The following is a 17,661-nucleotide window of genomic DNA, read 5'->3' on the forward strand; positions in this document are numbered from 1 at the left end:
TGCCTGACCGTCCGGTTCGGCTCAGTCGGGAATCAGTCCTTCGTCACCGAGCATGGAGCGCACCTCGTCGATGTGCGCGTCGGCCGGGGGGAGGATCAGTTCGGACGGCGCGAGGCTGTCCGGCGGCAGCGGCCTGCCCACCTTGCGGACGTTCTCCAGCAGCGCGTGGAGCGCGGAGCGGAACGCCGTCTCGTCACCCGACTCGATCGCCGACTCCAACTCGTCGTCGAGCGTGTTCAAAGACGACAGATCCTCGTCGGCCACGTCCAGCTGGCCTTCGCCCATCAGGCGGACGATCACTGGGCACCCCCGGGGTTCTGCGGCCACTGCGCCTGCTGGGGGGTGTCCTGCTGCTGCGGCTGCGCGGTCGGCGAGCCCTGGTTCAGCTCCTTGGGCGCGGGGCCCTGACCGAGCTCGGCCTTGAGACGTTCCAGCTCGAGGTCGACGCCGGGGCCCGAGCCCATCCGGTCGAGTTCGGCCTGGATGTCGTCCTTCGGGCCGGAGAAGTCCTCCAGGGCGCCGGAGGCCAGCAGCTCGTCGATCGCTCCGGCGCGGGCCTTCATGGTGTCGGTCTTCTCCTCGGCGCGCTGGATCGCGAGGCCGACGTCGCCCATCTCCTCGGAGATGCCGGAGAACGCCTCGTTGATCTTGGTCTGCGCCTCGGCGGCGGTGTAGGTCGCCTTGATCGTCTCCTTGCGGGTGCGGAAGGAGTCGACCTTGGCCTGCAGGCGCTGGGAGGCGAGCGTGAGCTTCTCCTCCTCGCCCTGCAACTGCTGGTACTGGCCGCGCAGGTCGTTCAGCTGGCTCTCCAGCCCGGCGCGGCGGGTCAGCGCCTCGCGGGCGAGGTCCTCCCGGCCGACCTGCAGGGCCTTCTTCCCCTGGTCGGTCAGCTTGGTCTGCTGCTGCTCGAGCTGGTTGATCTGCAGCTCGAGACGCTTGCGCGAGGTGGCGACGTCGGCGACCCCCCGACGGACCTTCTGCAGCATCTCCAGCTGGCGCTGGTAGGAGTAATCGAGGGTCTCGCGGGGATCCTCCATGCGGTCCAGGGCCCTGTTCGCCTTGGACTTGAAGATCATCGACATTCGCTTCATCACGCTCATCGCGCGGCGCCGGTCCCTTCGTGCTGTCGCCTCAGTCGTGAACTGGGCTCAATGACCACTGCTGGGGTTCTTATCACCCTACGCGTTAACGCGCGAGGCAGCCACGATGTTCGCAGCCGGTAGTCTGATCCCGTGTTCAAGCGTCGTACCCAAGAGGCCCCGCCGAATCCTCCTCAGGTAGTAAAGCCGGGAGGCAAGGGTCGTCCCACGCCCAAGCGCAGGGAGGCCGAGAAGCGGCGCCGTCAGCCGATCACCGCGCCGGCCAACCGTAAGGAGGCCTACCGGAAGGTCAGGGAGCGGCAGGCGGCCGAGCGCGCCAAGGCCCGCGAGGGCATGGCGAAGGGCGACGAGAGGCACCTGCTCAAGCGCGACAAGGGCCCGGTCAGGCGACTCGCCCGCGACTATGTGGATGCGCGCCGCACCGTCGGCTCGTACCTGATGTACGCCATGTTCGCGGTCGTGCTGCTGAGCATGTTCCCCATCCCGGTGGCCCGGCTGCTGGTGCTGTTCGCGCCGCCTCTGCTGCTTCTGGTGGTGTTCGGCGAGGGTCTGATGCTCAGCCGCGGGGTCAAGAGGCTGGCCGCGGAGCGTTACCCGGACGAGGACGCCAAGGGCGTCGGGCTGTACGCGGCGATGCGCGCCATGCAGATCCGCCGGCTCCGCGTCCCGAACCCGCAGGTGCGGATCGGCGAGAAGGAGAAGGTCTGACCGGCGGCCTCGCCGGGCCGGTCCGCTCGTAAGGCCTCGAACGACACACCACTAGGGTCGGGGCATGGAGTTCCGAAACCTTGGCCGGAGCGGTCTGAAGATCAGCGAGATCGCGTACGGCAACTGGCTCACCCATGCCTGGAGCGTCGAGGAGGACGCCGCGCACGCCTGTGTGCACGCCGCCCTGGACCAGGGCATCACCACCTTCGACACCGCGGACGTCTACGCGCACACGCGCGCGGAGGAGGTCCTCGGACGCGCGCTCAAGGGGCAGCGCCGCGAGGGGCTGGAGATCTTCACGAAGGTCTTCTGGCCCACCGGGCCCGGCATGAACGACCGGGGGTTGTCCCGCAAGCACATCGTCGAGTCGATCAACGGTTCCCTCCGCCGTCTGGGCACCGACTACGTGGACCTGTACCAGGCCCACCGGTTCGACCACGAGACGCCGCTGGAGGAGACGCTGCGGGCGTTCGACGACCTCGTCCGGCAGGGCAAGGTCCTGTACGTGGGCGTTTCGGAGTGGCGGGCCGAGGAGATCGAACGCGCCCTGAAGATCGCCGACGAGATGGGCCTGGACCGGATCGTCTCCAACCAGCCGCAGTACTCCATGCTGTGGCGGGTCATCGAGGAGGAGATCGTCCCGCTGTGCGAGAGCGAGGGCGTCGGCCAGATCGTCTGGTCGCCGATCGCGCAGGGCGTGCTGACCGGCAAGTACCGGCCGGGGCAGCCCCTGCCGGAGGGGTCGCGCGCCACCGACGACAAGGGCGGCGCCGACATGATCAGCCGTTACATGGACGACGACCTGCTGACCCGCGTGCAGGAACTGAAGCCGATCGCGGACGATCTCGGCCTGTCGATGGCGCAGCTCGCGATCGCCTGGACGTTGCAGAACCCGAACGTGTCGGCGGCGATCGTGGGCGCGTCCCGTCCGGAGCAGGTCGCCGACAACGCCAAGGCCGCCGGGGTGAAGCTGGACGCCGACGTGCTGAAGCGGATCGACGACGTTCTCGGCCCGGTCGTCATCCGTGATCCCGCGTTGACGGTGAGCCCGCCCCACCGTCCCTGACCGGCGCCGACGGGCTCGACGAGGGGCGCCTCAGCCGCAGGCGCCCCTCCCGGCGGTACTCGTCCCGGCGTTCGCGGGTGCCTTCCCGCCCGCCCGGTCAGCCGGATTCGCTCGGTTCGTGCAGGCTCATCTCGTACACGACCGTCTCGCCGTCAAGGAGCGTCACGGCGTCGACCGCGTCGGTGCGCAGCCCACGCCAGTTCTCGCCCAGCCAGCTCTCCGCGTCCGCCTGGCTGGGAAAGGTCTCCTCGGACATGCCCACCGTGCGCCCGTCCGCCTTCTCCAGGCGCCAGCTCCACGCCATCGCGCTCGACCTCCCTCGTCGCGGTGAGACTAGTCCCTTGGCCGTGGGACGTCGTCTCCATCGCCGTCCATCGGTCCCCATCCATGGTCAACCCGGCGTCATGCGCCGATCGCCCGGCGCATGGCCTCCGGGTTCTCCATGTCGGACACGCTGAGCGGGCGGCCGTTCACCCACACACTGGGCGTGCCTTGGACACCGGACGATATGTAGCCCTGGCTGACGGTCTTCACACTTGCGGCGTAGCGCTGTGACTCGACGCACTTCCTGAAACCGTCGTCGGTGAGCCCGAGCGGTGCGGCGTAGGAGAGAAGGTCGGCCGTCGAGTACCCCTGGGAGGAGATGGTCGGCGGCTGGTGGGCGTACAGGGCGTCCTGGTAGGACAGCCAGCGTGCGCCGTCGCCGACGCAGCGCAGCGCCGCCGCGGCGCGCAGGGCGTTGTCGTGCGCCGGTTGGGTGCTTTCGCCGAAGATGACCATCGGGTGGAAGACGACCTTGGCGCGTCCGGAGACGGTGAGTTCCTTGAGCATCGGGTCGTGCTTGCGGTCGAAGTCGCCGCAGTGCGGGCAGGCGAAGTCCTCGTAGACGTCGACGACGGGGCTCGTGACACCGGGCCTGGCCATGGCCAGGCTGCCGTCGGGGAGCGGCGTGGCCTGCGCTCCCCCGGCGATCTGCCCGACCCGGAGCCGGGTCTCGCCGCCTTCGCCCGCGCCGCCGTCACCGCTCTGGGCGATCACCAGGACGACCGCGACCAGGGCCAGCACCAGGACGACTCCGCCGCCGATCAGCGCGACCGCCAGGCCGCCGTTCCCGCGTTGCGGCGGCTTTCCCGGCATATTTCCCGGCATTCCGGATGGTCCGGGCGGCCAGCCGGGGCCGCCCGGCGGCGGGCCTCCCGGCGGAACACCGGGCGGAACGGGAGGTGGGCCATAGGGCGGTGGCACGCCCGGGCCGGGGCCGCCCGGGCCGCCCGGCCACGGCGCGTTCGGGGGGTTGCTCACCTGGGCCTCCTGACGGGACGTCATGAGCGTTCCCGGTGAGCGTAACCGTAGAGTTCCGATCAAGATGGACATCGAGCTTCGCGGCAGCGCCGCACCGGGAGGATGGCCCGTGCCGGGATGCCGTTGCGCGTCGTGCGGCCGGTTGCGCGCCGCCGGGGTCCGGCACGAGCCGGTGAGCGTCGTCGTCGACGGCACACCGATGGACGACCTTCCCCGAACGGACGTCCCCGGCGGTTTCGAGGTCCGTGGACCTCGCGGAGGGCGGGTGCTCGTGGCGTCCGGCCCGGGAACCAGACCGGAGGCCGCGCCCGGCGTGGAGTACGACGCCGTCCTCCTGGACCTGGCCGGTTCCCCCGAACATCTGGGCCATCTGCGCCGCATCGGGGCCGTGACGTCCGAGACCGGCGTGTGGGCGGTCCACGTCGACCACCGTCTGCCGTCGCCGGCCGAACTGGACCGCCGCATGACGTTCTGGCGCCGCCCCGACCACGGCCCGCACAGGACGCTGCTGCTCGGTGGAAACCGGTCGGGCAAGTCGGCGGAGGCCGAACTGCGCCTGGCGGTGTGCCCGGAGGTCCTCTATGTCGCGACCGGTCCCGTCCGTGACGACGACCCGGAATGGACGGAGCGCGTCACCGCCCACCGGCTTCGCCGCCCGGCCTGGTGGCGGACGGTCGAGACGACCGATCTCGCGGGCGTGCTCGACCGCGAGGCCGGCGCGGTCCTCGTGGACGGCATCGGCACATGGCTCGCCGCCACGATGGACGCGGCCGCCGCGTGGGACGACCCGTCCACGGCGCGGTCACACCTGGACGACCTGGTCGCGGCGTGGCGGGGCACGCGGGCGCGGGTGGTCGCGGTGAGCGAGGAGGTCGGCCTGTCGCTGGTGCCGACGACACGGTCGGGACGGGTGTTCGGCGACCTGCTCGGACGCCTCAACCAGCGGCTCGCGGCCGAGTCCGAGGAGGCCGCGCTGGTCGTGGCCGGCCGCGTCATGGAGCTCGGATGATCGCCGGTCTGCGGCTGGCGGTCACGCTGCTCACCGTCGTTCCGCTGGGGTCGCGCGCGACGGATCAGCGGGTGGACCGCGGCACGGCGGGCACGGCGATGCTGCTTGCGCCGTCCGTGGGCCTGCTCACCGGCGGCGCCGCCGCGCTGGTCCTGCTGGCGGGCGACCTGCTGGATCTCGGCCGTCTCCTGGCGGCGGCGCTGGCGGTGGCCGCCATGGCGGCCGTCACGCGGGCTCTGCACCTAGACGGTCTCGCGGACCTCGCGGACGGTCTGGGCAGCGGCCGTCCCGCCGCAGACGCCCTGGACATCATGAAGCGGTCCGACATCGGCCCCTTCGGCGTCGTCACCCTCATGCTCACCCTGCTGGTCCAGGTCGCCGCACTGGCCGCCGCCCCGGAGCCGGTGGCGGCGGTCCTGGTCGCGTCCGTCGCCGGGCGCCTCGCGCTCCCCTGGGCCTGCCGCGCCGGTGTCCCTCCGGCCCGTTCCGGCGGGCTCGGCACACTGGTCGCGGGCACGGTCGCGCTTCGGGCCGCATGGGTCGCCACCGCCGCCGTGCTCGTGGTCGCGGCGGCCGTCGGCGCCGCGTTCGGCGGGACCGGCGGCGCCGTCCACGCCGCCGCGGCGGTGATCGTGGCGCTCGGCGCGGCGCTGGCGCTGCTCGGTCACGCGCTGCGGCGGCTGGGCGGCGTGACCGGTGACGTCCTCGGCGCGCTCGTCGAGACCGCCACGACGGCCGCCCTGGTCGCCCTCAGCGCGTTTCGCTGAGGGCGAGGCGGGCGTGGGCGCGGACGTCGGCGTCGGAGTCGTCCCGCGCCGCGACGAGGGCGTCGCGCACCGCCGCGACGTAGCGGAAGGCGCCGAGGGAGATCACCGCGGCCTTGCGGACGTCCTGGTGCGGATCGCCCAGGGTTTTCACGAGCGGGTTCGCGGCGACGTCGGGGGGCGCGGCGGCCAGGCCCCGCGCGGCGCCGGTGCGGACCTGCCAGGCCGCGTCGTGCAGGGCGTCGACGGCCACGAGGTCCAGCGGGGCCGGACAGCCGATCCCGGCCAGGGCTTCCAGGGCCGCCGCCCTGACCAGGTCGTCCGCGTCGCCGACAAGGTCGCCGAGCGTCCCGGACGCCGCCGGGTCGCCGATGGCGCCGAGGCCGTGCGCCGCCGCGATCCGCACCTCGCGGGACGCGTCCGTCACGGCGCGCGCGACCTCGTCCGCGGCGTCATGGGCGACCAGACCCCGCACGGCCTGGAGCCGGACGCGGTGGTCGGGGTCGCCGAGCGCGTCCCCGAACACCGCCCTGTCGCCGAGGCGGAGGGCGCGCAGCACGTCCAGGACGGCGGCGCGGACGACGGCGTCCGCGCCGCCGAGCGCGGGGACGAGGACGTCCCGCACCTCGGGCGTCGCGGGCAGCACCTCGACCAGTTCGCGGAGTGCGGTCGCGGCGGCGTGCCGGACGGAGCCGTGCGCGTCGGCGAGCGCGGTCGCGAGGGCGGCGGCGACGCCGTCCGGCGCGACCTCGGTGAGCGTCGCGACGGCCGCGCGCCGGACCTTCGGGTCGGGGTCGGCGAGGTAGGCGGCGATGGCGTCGACGCCCGGACCCGTCTCGGCGAGTTCCTGGAGCTCCAGCAGCCGCGGGGAACGTCCGATCGCCGTGGCCGGACGCGCGGGCCCGGCGGACCCCGTCCGGCGCGCGGGCGCGGCGGTGGACGCCGGGCCGAGGACGACCGGCTCGCCGGGCTCCGGCACGGTGAACTCCTCGACCGGAACCAGGTAGGGCGCGACGGGCCGCTTGAGGAACTCCATCGCGCCGTCGTCGCGGCGCCGCAGGTTGAGGTGGTACATCCACGCCGAGTCGTCGCGTTCGGGCAGGTCGGCCCGGTCGTGGTAGAGGCCCCAGCGGCTCTCGGTGCGGGTCAGGGACGAGCGGGCGGCCATCTCGGCGCAGTCGCGGATGAACGTGACCTCGACACAGCGCATCAACTCGTGCGGGTTCCGCGCGCCCATGCCCGCGATCTCCGTCTCCATTCGGGCGAACGTCTCGACGGCGATGTCGAGCTTCGCCTGCGTCTTGGGCGGCGCGACGTAGTCATTGACGAACCGGCGGAGCTTGTACTCGACCTGCGACTGCGGCGGTCCGTCCGGGTTGCGCAGCGGCCGGTAGATCAGCTCGTGCGCCGCCCGGATCTGGTCCTCGGGCAACGACGCCGGCCCGTCCGGAGCGGCGGGCCGGTGGGCGGCGGCGTGCGCGCCCGCGAGGTCCCCGAAGACGAACGCGCCGATCATGTAGTTGTGCGGGACGCAGGCCAGATCGCCCGCCGCGTACAGGCCGGGCACGGTCGTGCGGGCGTTCTCGTCCACCCACACGCCGGACGCGGAGTGCCCGCCGCACAGCCCGATCTCGGAGATGTGCATCTCGACGTCGTGGTGGCGGTAGTCGTGGCCGCGCCCGGCGTGGAACGTGCCCCGGGTCGGGCGCTCGGTGGTGTGCAGGATGCCTTCGAGGGCCGTCAGGGTCTCGTCCGGCAGGTGGGAAAGCTTCAGGTAGATGGGGCCGCGCGCGGAGTCGATCTCGCGTTTCACCTCCGCCATCATCTGACCCGACCAGTAGTCGCAGTCGACGAACCGCGTCCCCTCGGCGTTGACCTGGTAGCCGCCGAACGGGTTGGCGACGTACGCGCACGCGGGCCCGTTGTAGTCCTTGATGAGCGGGTTGATCTGGAAGCACTCGATGCCGCTGAGCTCGGCGCCCGCGTGGTAGGCCATGGCGTGGCCGTCGCCCGCGTTGGTGGGGTTCTCGTACGTCCCGTAGAGGTAGCCGGACGCGGGCAGGCCGAGACGCCCGGCCGCGCCCGTCGCCAGGATGACGGCACCGGCCGAGACGGTGACGAACTCGCCGCTGCGGGTGTCGAAGCCCACGGCCCCCACCGCGCGCCCGCCCGACGTGAGGACGCGCACCGGCATGACGCGGTTCTCGATCCGGACCTTCTCCCGGATGGAACGCTGCCGCAGCACCCGGTAGAGCACCTTCTTGACGTCCTTGCCCTCCGGCATCGGCAGGACGTACGAGCCGGAACGATGCACCCTGCGGACCGCGTACTCGCCGTACTCGTCCTTCTCGAACTTCACGCCGTACCGTTCGAGCCGCTTCACCATGGCGAAACCGCGGGTGGCGGTCTGGTGGACGGTCCGCTGGTCGACGATGCCGTCGTTGGCGCGGGTGATCTCGGCGACATAGTCCTCGGGTGTGGCCTTGCCGGGGATGACCGCGTTGTTGACGCCGTCCATGCCCATCGCGAGCGCGCCCGAATGCCGGACGTGCGCCTTCTCCAGCAGCAGGACGGACGCGCCGTGCTCGGCGGCGGTGATCGCGGCCATCGTCCCGGCGGTGCCGCCCCCGACGACCAGGACGTCACAGCTCAGTTCGCGGCGCTCCACCACGGACGGGATCTCCATCAGACGGCCTCCTTCAGCGAGTCGCCCTTCAGCGGCTCGCTCGCCGGCGCATCGCCCTTCGGCGCGTCGCCCTGCAGCGCGTCGCCCGTCAGGTCGCCGGCTCCGAGCGCGGTGAGCAGGTCCTCGCGGGACGCGGTGCCGGCGAACTCGGCGGCGACACCGGCCGGGCGGTCCCGGCCGAGGACGACGACGCGGTGGCCGAGCAGCAGCGCCTCGTCCACGTCGTGGGTGACGAACACGACCGTCGCGGGCGCGTCGGCCAGCACGTCCAGGAGTAGCCGCTGCATGGAGGCGCGGGTCTGCGCGTCCAGGGCGCCGAACGGCTCGTCCATGAGGATCGCCCGGGGCCCGGCGGCGAGCGTCCGGGCGAGCTGGACGCGCTGCCGCATCCCGCCGGAAAGTTCGCGTGGCAGCCGCCCGGCGTCGTCGCCGAGACCCACCCGGCCGAGCCAGCGTTCCGCCTCCGCGCGGCGCCGCCCGCGCGGGACGCGGCGCAGCGCCAGGGCCAGCTCGACGTTGCGGCGGGCGGTGCGCCACGGCAACAACGCGTCGTCCTGGAACATCAGCGCCCGGTCCGCGGACGGGCCGGTGATCGGCTCGCCGTCGGCGAGGACGCGCCCGGACATGGCCGGGAGAAGCCCGGCGAACGCGCGCAGCAACGTGGACTTCCCGCAGCCGGACGGCCCGAGCACGACGAGCAACTCCCCCGCCGCCACGTCCAGGTCGAGCCCGCGCAGCGCCGGACGGCCGCCGTACCCGAGGGTCACCCGCTCCGCGCGCAGCGACAAACCGCTCATGTCCGTTCCCCCTCCCTCGGCAGCCACCGGGTGAGGCGACGTCCGGCCAACTCCACCGAGGCGGAGGTGAACCAGCCGAGCAACCCGATGGTGGCCATCCCGACGAGCACGCCGGGGTAGTCGACGATCGTGTACGCCTGCCAGGTCCGGTAGCCGACGCCGAAGTCGCCGGAGATCATCTCGGCGGAGATGACGCAGATCCACGCGACGCCCATGCCGATGGACAGGCCGCCGAACACGCCCGGCAGCACCCCCGGCAGGACGACCTGGACCAGGACCCGCCACCGCCCGCCGCCCAGCGTGCGGACCGCGTCCTCCCAGGCGACCGGGAGCGCCTTCACCGCGTGCCGGGTGCTGACCAGGACGGGAAAGAACGCCGCCGCGAACGTGATGAACACGATCCCCTGCTCGTTCGCCGGGAACAGCAGGATCGCGACCGGGACCAGCGCGATCGCCGGGATCGGGCGGGCCACCTCGAACAGCGGCTGCAGCACGTCCCCCACCCACCGGGAGCGGGCGGTGGCGACGCCGAGCGCCACACCGAGGACGGCGGCGAGCACGAACCCCGTGAGGATCCGCACGAGGCTCTGCGCGATGTCCTGCCAGTACCGGCCCTGCTCGACCTGACGACCGAACTCGGTGACGACGTCCACCGGACCGGGAAACCGGTCGAACCGGACCCAGAACCGCAGGTCGGCGGCGGTCACCAAATGCCAGACGGCCACGGCGGCCAGCAGCGACGCCACCCGGACGGGCCACCGGTGCAGGCGCTTCATGCGCGGCGCACCGCCTCGGCGTACGGAACGACCTTCGCTCCGGAGTGCGCCGACACGTACTTCCGCGCGCCCTCGTCGGTCGCGAACGGCTTGAACCGTTGCGCGGCCGGCGCGGACGGGTCCTCCACCCAGACGTCCTTGTCGGCGAACCACCGGGTTCCGGCGGCCGTGTCGGGGATGTACACGGCCCTGATCCGCTTGCCTTCGCCCTGGAGCGCCCGGACGTTCTTCAGGAGGCACACGGGATCGGCGACGGGACGCGTCTTCGGCTCTCCCTGCACCCACACCTCGCCTGCGGTCCGAGGGTCGTCGACCTTCCGTCCGCACACGGCGTCGGTCCCGGTGATGGCGGCGGGGTTGGCCGTGGACGCGACCTGCCGGTCGTAGGCGGCGCCGACCGCCTTCCTGATGTGGGCGTCGTTGACGAACGGGTCCACCTTCAGCGGTGTCTGGATGACGCCGATCGACTTGAGGAAGGGCACGTCCTGGACGAACGCGTCCCGCAGTTCCTTCTTGATGGTCGGGTCGAACGTGGCGACACCGCCCGGACCGTTGTAGAGGTACACGGTCTCCACCGGCAGGCCCGTCGTGGTCGCCACCGACTGCGCCGCCTCCAGGGGCCGGGCGTGCAGATGGTTCGTGGCGTCGATCTGCGCGCGGAGGAACGCCTGGAGGATCTCGGGCTTCTCCTCGGCGTACTGCTTCCGGACCACCACACCGTGGAAGGTCGGCACGTTCAGGTCCCCGCCGTCGTAGAGCAGCCTGGCCTGACCCTTGTTCACCAGCAGGCCGGGCCAGGCGACGAACTGCGCGAAGGCCGCGGCGGAGCCCGACTGGAGCGCGGAGGCGCCGACGGTCGGCTGCTGGTTCTCGACCTTCACGTCCTTCGCCGGGTCGAGCCCGTACTTGCGGGCGGCCTGCACGAACGTGCCGTGCCCCGCGGACCCGACGCTCGCCGACACGGTCTCGCCCCTCAGATCGCGCAGCGTCCGGGCCTTCGAGCCGGGCGCGACGACCACGCTGTTCAGCGAGCCGCGCAGGTTGTAGCCGGTCACCGACACCCACTGGGTCTCGGCGTCCCCGCCCTGGGCCTGCGCGCGCGAGCCGTTGATCAGCAGCGGGTAGTCGCCCATCGAACCGATGTCGATCTTCCCGGCGAGCATCTGCGCGGTGATCGGCGCGCCCGTGTCGTAGTCACGCCAGACGACCGAGTGCTCACCGTCCAGTTCCCGCAGGCGCTTCTCGAAGAAACCGAGCGTGCGCAGCAGCGTCCCGGCGGTGACGGTGTTGATGGTCTTCGACTGGTAGCCCACGACGATCTCGCCGGAGCCGCCGCCCGCGGAGGCGTTGCCGGCGACGGTGCAGCCGGTCGCGGCGCCGGCGGCGAGCACCGACGCGAGTCCGACGACGAGGGTTCTTGGCAGCGGAAGTCTCATTGGGGTTCTTTCAGCGCAGGAGGTACGGCATGTTGACGGTCACGGCTCCGGTCGGACAGCGGTCGGCGCAGGGGCCGCAGTACCAGCACTCGTCGACGTGCATGTACGCCTTGCCGGTCTCGGGGTGGACGGCGAGCGCGTCCAGCGGGCAGACGTCGATGCACAGCGTGCAGCCGTCGACGCAGAGGGCCTCGTCCACCGTCACGGGGACGTCGGCGCGGTTCTCCACGAGTGCCATGGGTCTCTCCTGTCAGGGACGGGTGCGACGGAGGGTGCCGCTCATCGCGATGCGGTCGCCGCGGAACCGGATGAACTCCAGGTCGACCGGTCTGCCGTCGGCGAGGTGGGTGAGGCGTTCGAGCATCAGCAGGGCCGCGCCGCGCGGAGCGTCCAGGGTCGCGGCCGAGTGCGGGTCGGCGTTGACGGCCTCCAACGTGACCTCGGCGCGTCCGAGGGGCTGCCCGGCGATCCGTTCGAGGAGGCCGAAGATGTCGTTGCGGGCGAGGTCCTCGGCGAGCAGCGGCTCCCCCAGGTCGCGGGCGATGTAGGTGAGGTCGAGGGAGAGCGGCAGCCCGTTCACCCGCCGGATCCGCTCGATGTAGACGACCGGCTCCCCCGGCGCCAGCCGCAGCCGGGCCGTGATCTCCCGGGACGGCGTGATCAGCCCGGTGGCGCGGACCTCGTTGTCGACCTCGCCGTGCTCGCGCAGCGTCTCGGCGAGCCCGCGGAGGGGCTCCAACCCGTGCGGGTACTTCTCGGCGACGGCGAGGGTGCCGACCCCGGGGCAGCGTTCGACGAGGCCCTCGGCGCGCAGCAGGTCCAGCGCCTCCCTGACGGTGTTGCGGGACGTGCCGAACTCCCGGACGAGTTCGGACTCGGCGGGCAGCACCCCGCTGCGGAACTCGCCGTACAGCACCTGGCGGCGCAGCACGTCCGCCACCTGGCGGGCGCGGTCGGCCCGCAACCTGCGGACGTCCGCCAACGTCAGCGGCTCGGCGGCATTGTCGTTCCTGGTCACGGCGGCAAACCTACTAAACAAGTCGGAATAGGTGAATAGAAGGGAGGTTCCGCCACCGCGAATGTCCATGACCCCCCGCGCCACCTGGGGCGCGACGCTCCACCAGATGCGTTCCGCCACCCGTTCCGCCGCCCGCGCCACCCACCCACACCACCAACCGCGCCCACGCCCACGCGGCCGACCGTGCCGCCGTCGGGCCCTTTGTCACGCCCTGGCGGGGACCGTCCTAGGGGACGGGCAAGGCTTGCTCCTAAAGGGCGAAAGCGGTCACCGGTGGGACTAACATCGTGCTACGTGACGAGCATCAGCCTTGACGGCGCAGCCCTGGCAAGCATTGACGTAGACGCCATCGTGATCGGCGTCGCTCCGGCCGGGACGGGTGTCGCGCCGGCCGCGGGAACCGAGGACCTCGACCGCGCGCTGGACGGCAGGCTCGCCGAGGCGCTGGCCGCGCTGGGCGCCACCGGCAAGGCCGGGGAGATCACCAAGCTTCCCGCGCTCGGCGCCGTCACCGCCAAGGTCATCGTGGCCGCCGGGCTGGGCGAGTCGCCGTCGGCCGAGGACGTGCGCCGCGCCGCGGGCGCCGCCGTCCGCTCCCTCGCCGGGCACGCCCGTGTCGCCGTCGCGCTGCCGACCGTGTCCACCGAGGACGTCGAGGCGGTCGCGCTCGGGTCGCTGCTCGGCGCCTACTCGTTCGACGCCTACCGCACCGGCGGCGACCACAGGAGCCCGGTCGAGGAGATCCGGTTGTCGGCGCCCGCGTCCGAGGAGGCGGCCGTGGAGGCGGCCGTCGAACGGGCCCGGGTCCTCGCCGACTCGGTGAAGCTCGTCCGTGACCTCGTCAACACCCCGCCGTCCCACCTCGCCCCCGAGGACCTCGCCGCGGAGGCCGCCCGGGTCGCCGGGGAGACCGGCCTCGCCATCGAGGTGCTGGACGAGAAGGCGCTCGTCGAGGGCGGCTACGGCGGCATCGCCGGCGTCGGGCAGGGCTCGGTCAACCCGCCGCGCCTGGTCCGCCTCGCCCACACCCACCCGGAGGCGACCAGGACCCTCGTGCTGGTCGGGAAGGGCATCACGTTCGACTCCGGCGGCCTGTCCCTCAAGCCGTCCGAGGCCATGGACTGGATGAAGTCCGACATGGGCGGCGCCGCCGCGGTCCTCGGCGCGCTCGCCGCCGTCGCCAGGCTCGGGGTCAAGGTCAACGTGGTCGGGTACCTGACCATCGCGGAGAACATGCCGAGCGGCACCGCGCAGCGCCCGTCGGACGTGCTGCGCATCTACGGCGGCAAGACCGTCGAGGTCCTCAACACCGACGCCGAGGGCCGCCTCGTCATGGCCGACGCCCTCGTCCGCGCCGGAGAGGACTCCCCCGACCTGCTCGTGGACGTCGCGACGCTGACCGGCGCGCAGCTCGTCGCGCTCGGCACCCGGACCACCGGCGTCATGGCCAACGACGACGCCGTCCGGGAGAAGGTCGTCGCGGCGGCCGAGCGCGCCGGCGAGCCGTCGTGGGGCATGCCGCTTCCGGCGGAGCTGCGCAAGGGCCTCGACTCGGCGGTCGCCGACATCGCCAACATCAGCGGCGACCGGTGGGGCGGCATGCTCGTCGCCGGGGTGTTCCTGAAGGAGTTCGTGCCGGACGGCGTCAGGTGGGCGCACCTCGACATCGCGGGCCCGTCGTTCAACAAGGGCGAGCCGTACGGCTACACCCCGAAGGGCGGCACCGGCGCCGCGGCCCGCACGCTCGTCCAGATCGCCGAGGACCTCGCCGCCGGAGTCCTGTAGCCGAAATCCGGAACCGGGAACAGGGGGGATCAGGAATTCCGCGAGGGGACCCGCCCGCCGTCGCGCGGAGTGAGCAGAATAGATTCTCTCGTGGTGGCGGGGGCCCGCACCGGCGCGCCCGCCCGGTCCTCCACCCGAAGGACCCGCACCACCTGAAGGGGCGCCTCGACATCCGTGGCGCCACGACCCGGAAAGGGAGCGTCCAGTGGCTGACAACGGCCCCTTCGACATCGTCGTCCTGGGAGCCGGCAGCGGCGGTTACGCGTGCGCGCTGCGCGCCGCCGAGCTCGGCAAGACCGTCGCGCTGATCGAGAAGGACGAGTCCCTCGGCGGAACGTGCCTGAACCGCGGGTGCATCCCCACCAAGGCGCTGCTGCACGCGGCCGAGGTGGCGGACCAGTCCCGCGAGGCCGCCAAGTTCGGCGTGAAGGCCACGTTCGAGGGCATCGACATCGAGGGCGTGCACGCCTACAAGGACAGGGTCGTCTCGACGACCGTCAAGGGCCTCACCGGGCTCATCAAGGCCAAGGGCATCGAGATCGTGCACGGCGCCGGCCGCCTCACCGGCCCGACCACGGTCGAGGTCACCGGCGCGGACGGCGCCCGCACCGTCGAGGGACGGCACATCGTGCTCGGCACCGGCTCCGAGCCGAGGTCGCTGCCCGGCCTGGAGATCGACGGGGAGCGCGTCATCTCCAGCGACCACGCGCTGCGCCTCGACCGCGTCCCCGGCTCGGTCGTCATCCTCGGCGGCGGTGTGATCGGTGTCGAGTTCGCCAGCGTGTGGCGCTCGTTCGGCGCGGAGGTCACCATCGTCGAGGCCCTCCCGCACCTGCTTCCGCTGGAGGAGGAGTCCAGCTCCAAGCGGCTGGAGCGCGCGTTCCGCAAGCGCGGCATCAAGTTCGAGGTCGGCACCCGCTTCGAGGGCGTCAAGACGACCCAGGGCGGCGTCTCCGTCACGCTCCAGGGCGGTAAGACGATCGACGCGGAGCTGCTGCTGGTCGCGGTCGGCCGCGGCCCGGTCTCCGACGGCATCGGCCTGGCCGAGGTCGGCGTCGAGACCGAGCGCGGGTTCGTGAAGGTCGACGAGTACTGCCGGACGAACGTCCCGACCATCTCCGCGGTCGGCGACCTGATCCAGACGCCGCAGCTCGCCCATGTCGGGTTCGCGGAGGGCATCCTCGTCGCCGAGCGGCTGGCCGGGCTGAACCCCGCCTCGATCGACTACGACGGCGTCCCCCGCATCACCTACTCCGATCCCGAGGTGGCCTCGGTCGGCATCACATCCGCCGTGGCCCGCGAGCGCGGGTACGAGATCAAGGAGGTCGTCTACGACCTGGCCGGCAACCCGAAGAGCAAGATCCTCGGGACGCAGGGCGAGGTCAAGGTGATCGCGGCCGTGGACGGTCCCGTCCTCGGCCTGCACATGGTCGGGGCACGCGTGGGCGAGCTCATCACGGAGGGGCAGCTCATCTACAACTGGGAGGCCCTGCCGAGCGAGGTCGCCCAGCTGATCCATCCGCACCCGACCCAGTCCGAGGCGGTAGGCGAGGCCCACCTCGCCCTCGCCGGCAAACCACTGCACGTTCACGGCTGACAAGCCGCACCCGTATTCCGAAGGAGTCGCTGAGACATGCCGGTCTCCGTCACCATGCCCCAGCTCGGCGAGAGCGTCACCGAGGGCACCGTCACCCGCTGGCTCAAGAAGGAGGGCGAGCGCGTCGAGACCGACGAGCCGCTCCTGGAGGTGTCGACCGACAAGGTCGACACGGAGATCCCCTCCCCCGCCTCGGGCGTCCTGACCAGCATCACCGTCGCCGAGGACGAGACCGTCGAGGTCGGCGCCGAACTGGCCGTCATCGGCGACGAGGGCGACGCGCCGTCCGGCGGCGGCGCCCCCGCCGCGCAGGAGGAGGAGGCGCCCGCCGAGCCGCAGGCCGAGCAGGCGCCCGCCGCGCCACCGCAGCAGGAGGCACCGCAGCAGGAGGCACCGCAGCAGCAGGCCCCGCCGCCCGCGTCGTGGCCGCCGCCCGCGCAGGAGCAGCCGCCCGCGCCGCCGTCCCCGGCGCCCGCCCCGCAGCAGCAGGCGCCGCAGCAGCCGTCCGCGCCGGCGCCGGCACCCGCGGCGCAGCCGCGGCCCGCCGCCGAGCCCGAGCGGGCCGAGGCGCCGTCCGGCGACGGACCGTACGTCACGCCGCTGGTGCGCAAGCTCGCCGCCGAGCACAACGTCGACCTGGGCACGGTCAAGGGCACCGGCGTCGGCGGCCGCATCCGCAAGCAGGACGTCCTGGAGGCCGCCCGCGCCGCCCAGCAGGCGGCGCAGCAGGCCGCCCAGCAGGCCACCGCACCGGCGGCGCCCGCTCCGGCGCCCGCCGCCGCGCCGCCGGCCCCGGTCGGGCGGCACGCGGCCCCGGCGCCCGCGGGCGCGCCCGCCGAGCAGCTCGCGCTGCGCGGCCGGACCGAGAAGATGTCCCGGATGCGGCAGACGATCGCCCGCCGCATGGTGGAGTCGTTGCAGGTGTCCGCGCAGCTCACCACCGTCGTCGAGGTGGACATCACCAAGATCGCGCGGCTGCGGGAGCAGGCGAAGGCCGACTTCCAGGCCCGCGAGGGCGTCAAGCTGTCGTTCCTGCCGTTCTTCGCGCTGGCGACGGTCGAGGCGCTCAAGGCGCACCCGAAGCTGAACGCCGTGATCAACCCCGAGACGAACGAGGTCACCTACCACGAGGTGGAGAACCTCTCCATCGCGGTGGACGTCCCCGAGCGCGGCCTGATGGTGCCCGTCGTGCACAACGCGGGCCAGCTCAACCTCGGCGGCCTCGCGCAGCGGATCGCCGACCTCGCCGAGCGCACCCGCACCAACAAGGTGAGCCCGGACGAGCTGGCGGGCGGCACGTTCACGCTGACCAACACCGGCAGCCGCGGCGCGCTGTTCGACACCCCGATCCTGAACCAGCCGCAGGTCGCGATGCTCGGCACCGGCGCCGTCGTGAAGCGTCCCGCCGTCATCGACGACCCGGAGATCGGCGAGGTCATCGCGGTGCGGTCGATGGTGTACCTGGCGCTGACCTACGACCACCGGCTGATCGACGGCGCGGACGCCGCGCGTTTCCTCGCCACGATCAAGCACCGGCTGGAAGAGGGCAACTTCGAGTCGGAGCTGGGCCTGTGACCGTGTGACGGTTCGTCCACGGACACCGGAACCCCGCCGCGG

The 17,661-nt window shown here is 72.5% G+C and carries 17 protein-coding genes; 7 read left to right on the forward strand and 10 right to left on the reverse strand.

All coding sequences use genetic code 11. The features are described from left to right. Nucleotides 1–21: 21 nt before the first annotated feature. Complete coding sequence (gene pspAA / locus BZB76_RS15550; RefSeq protein ID WP_121435077.1) at nt 22–300, reverse strand: PspA-associated protein PspAA; 279 nt, start codon at nt 298–300, stop codon at nt 22–24. Then, on the reverse strand, nt 297–1,100 hold the full coding sequence (locus BZB76_RS15555; RefSeq protein WP_211343020.1) for a PspA/IM30 family protein: 804 nt from the start codon (nt 1,098–1,100) through the stop codon (nt 297–299). The genes pspAA and BZB76_RS15555 overlap by 4 nt, the downstream gene beginning before the upstream one ends. Nucleotides 1,101–1,232: 132 nt before the next feature. Between BZB76_RS15555 and BZB76_RS15560 the strand changes: the two genes are divergently transcribed. Then, on the forward strand, nt 1,233–1,808 hold the full coding sequence (locus tag BZB76_RS15560; RefSeq protein WP_121435078.1) for a DUF3043 domain-containing protein: 576 nt from the start codon (nt 1,233–1,235) through the stop codon (nt 1,806–1,808). Between the two features lie 64 nt (nt 1,809–1,872). After that, on the forward strand, nt 1,873–2,874 hold the full coding sequence (locus BZB76_RS15565; RefSeq protein WP_121435079.1) for an aldo/keto reductase family protein: 1,002 nt from the start codon (nt 1,873–1,875) through the stop codon (nt 2,872–2,874). A 97-nt stretch (nt 2,875–2,971) separates the two neighbouring features. On the opposite strand, the gene BZB76_RS15570 is transcribed toward BZB76_RS15565, so the two are convergent. Both BZB76_RS15570 and BZB76_RS34795 read right to left on the reverse strand, forming a co-directional pair. Further along, nucleotides 2,972–3,178, reverse strand: a complete 207-nt coding sequence (locus BZB76_RS15570) for a hypothetical protein (RefSeq protein WP_121435080.1) — start codon at nt 3,176–3,178, stop codon at nt 2,972–2,974. A gap of 98 nt (nt 3,179–3,276) precedes the next feature. Then, complete coding sequence (locus BZB76_RS34795) at nt 3,277–4,176, reverse strand: DsbA family protein (RefSeq protein WP_170180642.1); 900 nt, start codon at nt 4,174–4,176, stop codon at nt 3,277–3,279. A gap of 64 nt (nt 4,177–4,240) precedes the next feature. Here BZB76_RS34795 and BZB76_RS15585 point away from each other — a divergent pair, with 64 nt between their 5' ends. Continuing rightward, on the forward strand, nt 4,241–5,185 hold the full coding sequence (locus tag BZB76_RS15585; RefSeq protein WP_121435083.1) for a bifunctional adenosylcobinamide kinase/adenosylcobinamide-phosphate guanylyltransferase: 945 nt from the start codon (nt 4,241–4,243) through the stop codon (nt 5,183–5,185). Further along, complete coding sequence (locus BZB76_RS15590; protein WP_121435084.1) at nt 5,182–5,952, forward strand: adenosylcobinamide-GDP ribazoletransferase; 771 nt, start codon at nt 5,182–5,184, stop codon at nt 5,950–5,952. The genes BZB76_RS15585 and BZB76_RS15590 overlap by 4 nt, the downstream gene beginning before the upstream one ends. Here BZB76_RS15590 and BZB76_RS15595 read toward each other — a convergent pair. The 6 genes from BZB76_RS15595 to BZB76_RS15620 are packed head-to-tail and all read right to left on the reverse strand — an operon-like array spanning nt 5,936 to nt 12,662. Continuing rightward, on the reverse strand, nt 5,936–8,635 hold the full coding sequence (locus BZB76_RS15595) for a fumarate reductase/succinate dehydrogenase flavoprotein subunit (protein ID WP_121435085.1): 2,700 nt from the start codon (nt 8,633–8,635) through the stop codon (nt 5,936–5,938). The genes BZB76_RS15590 and BZB76_RS15595 overlap by 17 nt on opposite strands. After that, nucleotides 8,635–9,432 carry an ABC transporter ATP-binding protein gene (locus BZB76_RS15600; RefSeq protein ID WP_121435086.1) on the reverse strand — a complete coding sequence of 266 codons (798 nt, stop codon included), beginning with the start codon at nt 9,430–9,432 and terminating at the stop codon, nt 8,635–8,637. The genes BZB76_RS15595 and BZB76_RS15600 overlap by 1 nt, the downstream gene beginning before the upstream one ends. Then, nucleotides 9,429–10,208: an ABC transporter permease gene (locus tag BZB76_RS15605; protein WP_121435087.1), complete on the reverse strand. Its 780-nt coding sequence runs from the start codon at nt 10,206–10,208 to the stop codon at nt 9,429–9,431. The genes BZB76_RS15600 and BZB76_RS15605 overlap by 4 nt, the downstream gene beginning before the upstream one ends. Beyond that, complete coding sequence (locus BZB76_RS15610; RefSeq protein ID WP_121435088.1) at nt 10,205–11,644, reverse strand: ABC transporter substrate-binding protein; 1,440 nt, start codon at nt 11,642–11,644, stop codon at nt 10,205–10,207. The genes BZB76_RS15605 and BZB76_RS15610 overlap by 4 nt, the downstream gene beginning before the upstream one ends. Nucleotides 11,645–11,654: 10 nt before the next feature. Then, on the reverse strand, nt 11,655–11,882 hold the full coding sequence (locus tag BZB76_RS15615; RefSeq protein ID WP_117399319.1) for a 4Fe-4S dicluster domain-containing protein: 228 nt from the start codon (nt 11,880–11,882) through the stop codon (nt 11,655–11,657). Between the two features lie 12 nt (nt 11,883–11,894). Then, nucleotides 11,895–12,662 carry a GntR family transcriptional regulator gene (locus BZB76_RS15620; protein ID WP_246006968.1) on the reverse strand — a complete coding sequence of 256 codons (768 nt, stop codon included), beginning with the start codon at nt 12,660–12,662 and terminating at the stop codon, nt 11,895–11,897. A gap of 294 nt (nt 12,663–12,956) precedes the next feature. Between BZB76_RS15620 and BZB76_RS15625 the strand changes: the two genes are divergently transcribed. The 3 genes from BZB76_RS15625 (at nt 12,957) to sucB (ending at nt 17,619) form a co-directional block, all read left to right on the forward strand. Further along, complete coding sequence (locus BZB76_RS15625; RefSeq protein ID WP_121435089.1) at nt 12,957–14,447, forward strand: leucyl aminopeptidase; 1,491 nt, start codon at nt 12,957–12,959, stop codon at nt 14,445–14,447. A 205-nt stretch (nt 14,448–14,652) separates the two neighbouring features. Then, on the forward strand, nt 14,653–16,044 hold the full coding sequence (gene lpdA, locus BZB76_RS15630) for a dihydrolipoyl dehydrogenase (protein ID WP_121435090.1): 1,392 nt from the start codon (nt 14,653–14,655) through the stop codon (nt 16,042–16,044). A gap of 36 nt (nt 16,045–16,080) precedes the next feature. Continuing rightward, nucleotides 16,081–17,619: a 2-oxoglutarate dehydrogenase, E2 component, dihydrolipoamide succinyltransferase gene (sucB, locus tag BZB76_RS15635; protein WP_121435091.1), complete on the forward strand. Its 1,539-nt coding sequence runs from the start codon at nt 16,081–16,083 to the stop codon at nt 17,617–17,619. The last annotated feature ends 42 nt before the right edge of the window (nt 17,620–17,661 follow it).

The sequence above is a fragment of the Actinomadura pelletieri DSM 43383 genome (assembly GCF_003634705.1).
Classification (GTDB): Bacteria; Actinomycetota; Actinomycetes; order Streptosporangiales; family Streptosporangiaceae; genus Spirillospora; species Spirillospora pelletieri.

What these genes read in the sequence shown, in the direction of transcription:
- BZB76_RS15605 (WP_121435087.1), bottom strand. Translation starts at nt 10,208, where the DNA reads ATGAAGCGCCTGCACCGGTGGCCCGTCCGGGTGGCGTCGCTGCTGGCC.
- BZB76_RS15585 (WP_121435083.1), top strand. Translation starts at nt 4,241, where the DNA reads ATGGACATCGAGCTTCGCGGCAGCGCCGCACCGGGAGGATGGCCCGTG.
- BZB76_RS15590 (WP_121435084.1), top strand. Translation starts at nt 5,182, where the DNA reads ATGATCGCCGGTCTGCGGCTGGCGGTCACGCTGCTCACCGTCGTTCCG.
- BZB76_RS15610 (WP_121435088.1), bottom strand. Translation starts at nt 11,644, where the DNA reads ATGAGACTTCCGCTGCCAAGAACCCTCGTCGTCGGACTCGCGTCGGTG.
- BZB76_RS15595 (WP_121435085.1), bottom strand. Translation starts at nt 8,635, where the DNA reads ATGGAGATCCCGTCCGTGGTGGAGCGCCGCGAACTGAGCTGTGACGTC.
- BZB76_RS15600 (WP_121435086.1), bottom strand. Translation starts at nt 9,432, where the DNA reads ATGAGCGGTTTGTCGCTGCGCGCGGAGCGGGTGACCCTCGGGTACGGC.
- BZB76_RS15615 (WP_117399319.1), bottom strand. Translation starts at nt 11,882, where the DNA reads ATGGCACTCGTGGAGAACCGCGCCGACGTCCCCGTGACGGTGGACGAG.
- sucB (WP_121435091.1), top strand. Translation starts at nt 16,081, where the DNA reads ATGCCGGTCTCCGTCACCATGCCCCAGCTCGGCGAGAGCGTCACCGAG.
- BZB76_RS15570 (WP_121435080.1), bottom strand. Translation starts at nt 3,178, where the DNA reads ATGGCGTGGAGCTGGCGCCTGGAGAAGGCGGACGGGCGCACGGTGGGC.
- BZB76_RS15555 (WP_211343020.1), bottom strand. Translation starts at nt 1,100, where the DNA reads ATGAGCGTGATGAAGCGAATGTCGATGATCTTCAAGTCCAAGGCGAAC.
- BZB76_RS15565 (WP_121435079.1), top strand. Translation starts at nt 1,873, where the DNA reads ATGGAGTTCCGAAACCTTGGCCGGAGCGGTCTGAAGATCAGCGAGATC.